We start from the raw sequence: 8,212 nt of genomic DNA, 5'->3' as shown, positions 1-8,212 counted from the left end.
ATCCACAAAGCCAGATCGACGATCTGCTGCCTTGGGCCTACAGACCTATGCCGCTCAAGGCCGTGGCCTGAGAACAGCGGTTACGACTTTCCGGAGATGCGAGGCAATTCCTTTTCCCATAGCCTGAACAGGTCGGCAACGATCGCCGCGGACCGATCCTGGCGTGCAGCCATGCGAGCCACCGGATCATGGCCTCGGATTTCATCCTCCACCTTCCACAAGCCGGCCATCGTCGCGACCGTCTGTGACGCCAGATGCGAAGCACCGCTGATGTGCAACTCATAGAAGCGCCGGCGTAGATGCGCCCAGCATCCTGCGAGTGTCATGGCATCATTGGTGCCAGCACTTGCCTTGGCGAGCTTGGTGTATGCGGAGTATCCGTAACCTGCAGAATGCCGGTGAAGCCCGCCACGTGCCGTGCGACACACTCGCTGCCGCGACTGTCTTCGAAGCGATACGCCACCATGGCCGGCGCTGTTCCGCCATACGGCCGATCATCGCGGGCGTATGCCCATAACCATGCCTTCCGGACTTTGCCGCTGCCCGGCGCCAGCGTTGGTAGCGACGTCTCGTCCGCAAACACCCTTTCAGCTTGGCGGATGCGCTCCAATACATAATCGGCCAGCGGCTGAAGCTCGAAGCCAATCTTGCCCATCCATTGCGCCATCAGCGCGCGGCTGAGTTCGACGCCATCGCGGGCATAGATGGCTTCCTGTCGATAGAGCGGCAGCCCGTCGGCATATTTGGAGACTGCGACCTGGGCCAGAAGCCGCTCTGTGGGAATGCCGCTCTCGATGATGTGGGCAGGTGCCGGCGCCTGGAACACGCCGTCATGGTTTCTGTAGGCATATTTCGGGCGGCGGGTGACGATCACCCGGAACTTCGCCGGCGTGACGTCCAGACGTTCCGACACCTCCTCGCCGATCAGCAGCCGATCCAGGCCCTCGCAGTCCTCAGGCACCTCCGGCTTGATGATCTGCTCCACTCGCTCAAGATGGGCGGCAAACCCCTTGCGCGGACGTGGTGCGCGCTTCGCACGATCCGGGGCTACAGCTTCGAGATCCGCAACTGCCTCGCCGACGCCGCTCTCGATCTCCTCGAATACGAAGGCACATTGCTCGTCGTTCAGTCCGCCAATGCCCAACCGCTCAGAACGCTGGCCATAGCGCGACCGCTCCAGCATCTTCACAATCGCCGTCAGGGTTGCGATACGTTCGTCGGCGGCCTTGATGCGCGCTTCTGCCGCTTCCGCCCGGCTATTAGAGATCGCGATCCGCTCCGCCGCATGGCGTTCGTTTCGCGCAGCCTGGTTCTCCAGAAGGGCCGTCTTTTCGGTCAGCGCCAAAACCATCGCCTTTAGCGCGTCAACGTCGTCGGGAAGCTCTGCGGCAGCCGTCTCCATAGCTGACGTCACAGCACATAAGCGACCTTTTTCCCAATCATTTCAGAGCCATGATTCACTTTGCCTCAGGCGCTTCAGCCCACGCTCCGAGGCCGCTCACCGCTGCCGGCCGGACCCGCTTCCAGTCCAGGCCGTCGACCAGTGCCAAAAGTTGCGCATGATTCAGCCGGACACGCGCGGGCCCGATCCGCGGCCAGCAAAACTGCGATTTCTCGAGCGTTTTTGCATAGAGGCAACTCCGGATCCATCCCACCAGACGATCTTCACCCGGTCAGCTCTTTTCGAACGGAAGACATAAAGGGAACCATCGAAAGGGTCCACACCGCCGTCGCGAACAAGCGCCATCAATGAGACCGGTCCCTTGCGGAAGTCGACCGGCGCGCTTGCAACATAAACCGTCACGCCCGAAGGGATCATGCCGCCCGTACCGCTCGGATCACCCGTGCGAGATGATCCGCGTCCACGCTGCTGCCCACTCGCACAATCAAGTCGCCCACGACAATTTCCACGGGCGCGCTGTAGAGCGGTTCAAACCGGGTGAACTGAAGCGCCGGATCATCGCCACCCGAGGCCGGCAGGTCCTTTCCAAGAGCCTTCCGCCGCCAGTTGAACAACTGGGACGACGCAATGCCGACACCGCGCGCGATCGCCGAGATGTTTGCGCCAGGCACAAGCGTTTCCGCCACAAGCCGAGCCTTTGCCTCCTCCGACCATTGGCGCCGGGCCCGAAGAGGACGGACTTCAAGATGTTCGATCACCTGACTGTTTCTATCATCAGGCATAGGCGTGCTTATAGAAATTCCCATCATCAGCTCCAAACAGAAAGCCGATGAATCGCAAATTCAGGCTACCCCCTGCTACGTGGGGTTCCGTTGCCGCTTACGAGGAAGCGACCGATCTGCCCTATGCCTCGGAGAACAAGGGCGTCATGCATGACGGCCACACCGCCATGCATTGGGAGCTGGTGAAGTATCGTAGTTGCCCATCTCTGTTATGGCGTTTGCGAATTAAGCAGCCCCGTCGGTCCACCTTGATTGGCTCGGAGGAATGTTCCCCACTGCGCGCCAGCGAATCACCGATTTTATGCACATCTAGGAGCACAACGCCGATCTCCTGCGTTGATGACCGAGGATTTGCGAAAATCGGCCTATTCAAGCGCTAGAATCACTGAGCGGTTCGATCCTCATATTGTAAGTCGGCCTGAGGCGGACGATTCAGAGCTTTTGCGAAGGATTGCGAACTACGCCACCTCCCAAGGCGTACCGCCCGGCAGCGAGCTTAGTCTCCTGCCGGGCGTCTGCGCACATTAGCCGCTCCGCGAGCCTTCAGCTGGTTTCAATCAACGGCTGCAGGTGTGGCTCCAGCGTCATGTAGGAAACCGGAACATATGCAAGAGCTAGGTTGAATGAACAGTCTTGCGGGCGCAGACGCCGATCCAATTTCGCCAGCGACGTTTGCGCCGCTCAGAAACCCGACCTTTCGGTCGATCTGGCTCGCCACGCAGGTTTCGAGTCTCGGCTGGTTGATGCAGACTGTTGCTATCAGCTGGCTGATGGCAACAATTTCGAGTTCCGATCTGATGGTTGCACTCGTGCAGGCTTCTTCGAACCTGCCCGCGTTCATCTTGTCCGTGTTCGCCGGGGCCATGGCTGATAATTTCAGTCGGCGCCGGGTCATGTTCGCCGGCCGGTCCCTCATGGTAATAGCATCTGCGATGCTGACAGCTTTTGTGATGCTGGGCTTTGTCGACCCGTGGATAATCCTCGGCTTCAGCTTCTTGATTGCATGCGGCGGCGCTCTCAACGATCCCGCCTGGCAGGCCTCGGTTGGCGATATGGTGGATCGACGCCATGTTCCCGCTGCCGTCACCCTGCTTTCCGTCGGCTTTAACACCGTACGGACCGTGGGCCCGGCGCTCGGCGGCATAGTGGTTGCCTCGTTCGGACTTCTGACGGCTTTCGCCGTAACCACGCTTACCTATCTGGTTCCTTTGGTCACCATATGGCGTTGCAAGTGGAAGGTTCGCTCCTCACCACTCCCCCGTGAACCGATGAGGACGGCGATCTATGACGGGCTGCGCTTCACGGCAATGTCTTCAGAGATCAAGGCTGCGATCGTGCGGGGGACTCTTTTTGGCCTGGCAAGCATCGCCATACTCGCACTGCTGCCCCTGATTGTCCGCGATCAGCTGGGAGGAGGACCGGTGGCCTATGGAACGCTCATGGCCGGCTTCGGAACAGGCGCTGTCTTCGCCGGGGTCTCCAACAGCGTGTTCAGACGGAGCCTGTCTCAAGAAAGGCTGATGACGCTGGCGTGCGTCGCCTGCGCTGCATGCTCGCTTTCCCTTGCATTGACCTCTTCTATTGCAGTGGCCGCAATCGCGCTCGCATTGGGCGGGGTCGGTTGGGTCACCGCCTGGTCTGGACTTGGCGTAAGTGTGCAGCTGGCGAGCCCGCGATGGGTCGTCGGTCGCACCATCTCGATCTATTATGCCCTAATAGACGGCGGTATAGCGGCTGGCAGTTGGGTGTGGGGCACGGCGGCCCAGAACTATTCCCTCACCTTGGCGATGGAGGGCTCCGCTGGAGCCCTCTTGCTGGTCGCTGCCTCGGGCGTCCTGTTTCCCCTTCGGGAGCGTCGCGAGTCCGAGCCTGATCCTTTGGAGGAATTCGACGCACCGGCAGTCGCCCTCAATCTCAAGCCCAGAAGCGGTCCTATCGTGGTCAAAGTCGAGTACCTCGTACCTGAGGAAAATCTCGAAGCTTTCCTGGACCTCATGCGCGAGCGCCGGCATGTGCAAAGCCGCGTCGGGGCTCGGCACTGGACGCTCCAGCGTAACCTTCAGGAGCCTATGCAATGGACAGAGACGTTCCGCACGCCGACCTGGACCGACTACCTTCGCCTGAATCATCGTCTTACGGAAGCAGACAAGGCACTGGGTGAGCGTGTCCTAAAATTGCACGCAGGACTGTTTCCACCTAAAATCATGCTCTTGATCGAGCGACCGACAAGCTCGGCCCGCAAGCCCGAGCAATCGGCACCTTATTTCCTCCGGCACTGACTATTGCGCCTGTGCTCAATGAAAATATCACGGCTTCAGGCTTCAGTTGATACAAGAAACGTTGGATCGGACGAAGACCGAGTTAGAACGCAGGTGACGGCGGAAGCACGAGATCCTAGTGGCCCCAAAAATTGCCTAACGGCTCAACTTATGGGCAGGGCGCCCTGCCGGTTTTCCTTCCTACTGTTAGAGCGCCGTTTCCAATCACCGACGGGGGCTTTGTAGCGCGTCGCCAGATTTGGCGAACAAGGGCCGTAGCTTCCGCATCGAGCAGATTCCCCATCGGTCCGTGTTAATCAGCATGGAATGGGGATCGTGGATCGGTGTGCAACGGGGTCACATTTGATGATTTTGCATAGCGTTTTGGGGGGCGCTGTCACATTGGTTAGCAGTAGGCAGATTGAAATGGGCCCTGAGTGGACGGCCTGTCTGGAAAGCGCGGTGTCGGCCTCCCGCGGCCACATTTAGACAACGTGACGACGCCCCCATTCTGCGTTCGACCGTGACCGTCTTCGTGAGCATGGAGCGAGCGACACTCAACAGTTCGTGGCGAACTCACCTCCAGAATAACCAGCTCCAAAGTGGGGCGAGGCATCTTCCACTCCCACCAGCAAATCGTCGCTTATCGTGCAGAGAGCGTGAAAACGCTGTTTCCCTGCGTTCGAACAGGGCAATTCGCGCAATAGAGGCCAGATGACGCTGCTACGCTCCCCTCGCTTCGCATGTACCAACGCCGACCTAGTGCAGCTAGCTTTGTGAGGAAATAATGATCACCGAGCATCGCATATCGGTTGGTGGTGTCGGGACCTCGTATTGCGAGAATGGAACCGGCGGGCCTATTGTATTCCTTCACGGTGTCGGTTTCGGCGCAGACGGTAAGAGTTCCTTTGTTCGGCAGCTGAACGGGCTATCCGATCAATTTAGGGCGATCGCGGTCGATCAGCTCCATTTCGGTGGGACGGATTATCCCGCTGATGGCAAATACATAAACCGGGTCGGTCGTGTGGATCACGTAATTGGCTTCATCGAAGCGATGGGGTTGAAAAAGATCACGCTAGTCGGCAACTCAGAAGGGTCATTCGTCGCCGCCCGGGTCGCGATCGTGCGTCCCGATCTTGTATCCAAGCTCGTACTGCTGACCGCCAACTCTGTGTCACCAGCGTTTGGCGACGAACGTGACGAGGCTTGGGCCCGGGCCTGCCGCCAAGCTTACGACTATTCGGCCCCGATGCCGAGCGAAGACGAATACCTCGCCGCATGGCGAAAAGCCACCCGCGCCTACGGGCAAGATGTGGAAGACGCCAAGCGAGAGGCCTATCGGCGGGCTGCAGAGCGGGGACAATAGGAGATTTTCCAGAACCTGCCGAAAGAGGAGACAAGCCTGCATCTTTATGTGCTGTGCCAGCAGAAGCACATCCTCCCCTACCTTGATAGGATTCAGGCCGAAGTGTTGATTATCTGGTCCAAGAACGACCCCACCGTGACTCCGGAGCAAGGGCTCTACTTGGCGAAGCTGATCAAAAAATCAGATTTCCACCTGCTGAACAATGCAGGGCATGCCATCCACATCGACCGCAGCGAAGCCGTGAACAGGCTGATCCGTCAATGGCACTAAATCAACAGCCAAGGGAATTACAATTTGCTCGCATGATTGAAGGTAGCAGCGCGCCGATGACCGTGCGTGCACCGACCTATTAGAACACCGCTTGTTGATTTCCGCCGAGAACCGACCCGGGATTGGGCGGTTTTTCCATTGAGAAGTGACCCATGTTTGAACCCACCCCTGCTGGCTGATTGCAGGGGACTTTGGAGTGATAGACATGGCGTTATTGAGCGTTATCCGGCGCTGGCACCTGAGGGACGGACATTCGATCCGGGAGATTGCACGGCGCACGGGACTGTCGCGGAACACAATCCGCAAATACCTGCGATCCGACGAGGTGGAGCCCCGCTGCCAGGTGCCGGAGCGGCCGAGCAAGCTTGATGCCTATGCCGAGCGGTTGTCGGCCTGGCTGAGGACGGAAGCAAACAGGCCGCGCAAGCAGAAGCGCACGATCAAACAACTGCATGTGGACCTGATGAGCCTCGGCTATGAAGGCTCATATGGTCGTGTCGCCGCCTTTGCGCGTGCCTGGAAGGAAGAGCGCCAGCGTCAGATGCAAACGAGCGGGCGCGGCACCTTCGTGCCGCTGGCGTTCGAGCCCGGCGAGGCGTTCCAGTTCGACTGGTCGGAAGACTGGGCGGTCATCGGCGGCGAGCGCACCAAGCTTAAGGTGGCGCACTTCAAGCTCAGCTACAGCCGTGCCTTCATCGTGCGGGCCTATCCGCTGCAGACGCACGAGATGCTGTTCGATGCCCACAACCACGCCTTCCGGGTTCTGGGCGGCGTCCCCCGGCGCGGGATCTACGACAACATGCGCACGGCGGTCGACAGGATCGGCCGCGGCAAGGAACGCCAGGTCAATGCCCGCTTCTCGGCCATGGCCAGCCACTATCTGTTCGAGGCCGAGTTCTGTAATCCGGCCTCGGGCTGGGAGAAGGGGCAGGTCGAGAAGAACGTCCAGGATGCCCGCCACCGGCTATGGCAACCGATGCCGCGCTTTCCTTCGCTGGAGGCCCTGAACGCATGGCTGGAGCAGCGGTGTCGGGAGCTTTGGCAAGGGACTCCCCATGGCCTTAGGCCCGGAACGATCGAAGACATCCGTGCCGAGGAATTCCTGATGCCGATGCCGCGCCTCTTTGATGGCTTCGTCGAATACACCAAACGGGTCTCTCCGACCCGCCTGGTCCATCTGGAGCGCAACCGCTACAGCCTGCCGGCATCCTTCGCCAACCGGCCTGTCAGCCTCAGGGTCTATCCGGAGCGGATCGTGGTTGCCGCCGAAGGGCAAATCGTGTGCGAACACCGCCGCATCATCGAGCGGTCGCATGACCGGCTTGGCCAGACCGTCTACGACTGGCGTCACTATCTGGCGGTCATCCAGCGCAAGCCCGGAGCCTTGCGCAACGGTGCGCCCTTCACCGAGCTGCCCGAAGCCTTCAAGCGACTGCAGCAGCATCTGCTCAGGAAGCCTGGCGGCGATCGGGAGATGGTCGAGATCCTGTCGCTCGTCCTGCAGCATGATGAGCAGGCCGTGCTGACGGCAGTGGAGATGGCGCTCCAGGCCGGTGTCCCGACCAAGGTCCACATCCTCAATCTCCTGCACAGGCTGGTCGACGGCAAGCCGATCGTGGCGCCCGTTGTGGATGCCCCGCAGGCGCTGAGCCTGGCCAAGGAACCGCAGGCCAATGTCGAGCGCTACGATGCGCTGCGCCAGGTTCGGGAGGTGCGTCATGCGTCATGATCCCGCCAGCGGCGCCATCGTCATCATGCTCAGGAGCCTGAAGATGCACGGCATGGCGCAAGCCGTGGCCGAACTCACCGAGCAGGCCTCTCCCGCCTTCGAGGCCGCCATCCCAATCCTGTCGCAACTGTTGAAGGCCGAGATGGCCGAGCGGGAGGTCAGGTCCACAGCCTATCAGCTCAAGACTGCTCGCTTCCCCGTCTATCGCGATCTGGCCGGCTTCGACTTTGCCAGCAGCGAGATCAACGAGGCCCTCGTGCGCCAGCTCCATCGATGCGAGTTCATGGACCAGGCCAACAACGTCGTGCTTGTCGGCGGCCCCGATCCCACGACATAATGCACACCTCGCTATGTTATTGAAAAAGCTGGATCTGCTGATCCTGTGATTGTGATAATGGACTGTGT

At 60.0% G+C, this 8,212-nt stretch carries 6 protein-coding genes and 2 pseudogenes; 5 read left to right on the top strand and 3 right to left on the bottom strand.

The window, feature by feature from the left end:
- Window positions 1-83 precede the first annotated feature (83 nt).
- The 3 genes and pseudogenes from tnpC to NKH43_RS34840 form a co-directional block, all read right to left on the bottom strand.
- Window positions 84-1,402: pseudogene (gene tnpC / locus NKH43_RS34850) on the bottom strand (IS66 family transposase); the annotation flags it as partial.
- A 162-nt stretch (window positions 1,403-1,564) separates the two neighbouring features.
- Window positions 1,565-1,819: an IS66 family insertion sequence element accessory protein TnpB gene (gene tnpB, locus NKH43_RS34845; protein ID WP_352861998.1), complete on the bottom strand. Its 255-nt coding sequence runs from the start codon at window positions 1,817-1,819 to the stop codon at window positions 1,565-1,567.
- The gene (locus NKH43_RS34840) at window positions 1,816-2,160 is read right to left on the bottom strand and encodes a transposase (RefSeq protein ID WP_352861996.1); all 345 of its coding nucleotides are present in this window, start codon (window positions 2,158-2,160) and stop codon (window positions 1,816-1,818) included. Before NKH43_RS34840 ends, tnpB begins: the two co-directional genes overlap by 4 nt.
- Window positions 2,161-2,807: 647 nt before the next feature.
- Between NKH43_RS34840 and NKH43_RS34835 the strand changes: the two genes are divergently transcribed.
- From NKH43_RS34835 to NKH43_RS34815, 5 genes and pseudogenes are all read left to right on the top strand, one after another.
- Window positions 2,808-4,463 carry an MFS transporter gene (locus NKH43_RS34835; protein WP_352861994.1) on the top strand — a complete coding sequence of 552 codons (1,656 nt, stop codon included), beginning with the start codon at window positions 2,808-2,810 and terminating at the stop codon, window positions 4,461-4,463.
- Window positions 4,464-5,229: 766 nt separating this feature from the next.
- Window positions 5,230-5,808 carry an alpha/beta fold hydrolase gene (locus NKH43_RS34830; RefSeq protein ID WP_352861993.1) on the top strand — a complete coding sequence of 193 codons (579 nt, stop codon included), beginning with the start codon at window positions 5,230-5,232 and terminating at the stop codon, window positions 5,806-5,808.
- 48 nt (window positions 5,809-5,856) lie between these two features.
- Entirely contained in the window at window positions 5,857-6,078 is a 222-nt protein-coding gene (locus NKH43_RS34825; RefSeq protein ID WP_352861991.1) for an alpha/beta fold hydrolase, read from the top strand.
- Between the two features lie 205 nt (window positions 6,079-6,283).
- A complete protein-coding gene (gene istA, locus NKH43_RS34820; RefSeq protein WP_352861989.1) occupies window positions 6,284-7,807 on the top strand; it encodes an IS21 family transposase in 1,524 nt (507 codons plus the stop codon).
- Window positions 7,797-8,129: pseudogene (locus tag NKH43_RS34815) on the top strand (ATP-binding protein); the annotation flags it as partial. The gene istA and the pseudogene NKH43_RS34815, both read left to right, overlap by 11 nt.
- Window positions 8,130-8,212 lie beyond the last annotated feature (83 nt).

Origin of the sequence: Mesorhizobium sp. M1163, assembly GCF_040318415.1 — a bacterium.
Taxonomy (GTDB): Bacteria; Pseudomonadota; Alphaproteobacteria; order Rhizobiales; family Rhizobiaceae; genus Mesorhizobium.
The sequence above is the reverse complement of the archived record's forward strand: the minus strand, read 5'-3'. Positions and strand labels throughout refer to the sequence as shown.